Consider the following 258-nt stretch of genomic DNA (forward strand, 5'->3'; position numbering starts at 1 on the left):
GTCAAAGTCGGTAGGAAATAGGGTGAGAGGCCATCAACCTCGGCTGTCAGCACACGCGAAAAACTTTGGCCGGCGTCCATGTCTTCGGTTGTGCCTTCTATGTCTTGCTTCAGCGTAAGTTTTGTTGCCGCAACAAAGGGGGAAAGGTCCTCTGCGCCTTCAGGCAGAACGCCGGTCACGTCCAGCGCTTCAATAGGCAGTTCGGCAGACAATTCGGGTCCGCCGTCAGGGTTCCGATAGGTTATCTGCAGGACGGAG

General features: G+C 55.8%; 1 protein-coding gene. It reads right to left on the reverse strand.

All coding sequences use genetic code 11. From position 1 onward, the window contains the following. The coding region (locus tag NXS07_RS21325; protein ID WP_258087679.1) for a hypothetical protein at nt 1-212 on the reverse strand (212 nt) is incomplete at its 3' end. Nucleotides 213-258 lie beyond the last annotated feature (46 nt).

The sequence above is a fragment of the Xenorhabdus bovienii genome (assembly GCF_024721015.1).
Lineage (GTDB): Bacteria > Pseudomonadota > Gammaproteobacteria > Enterobacterales > Enterobacteriaceae > Xenorhabdus > Xenorhabdus bovienii.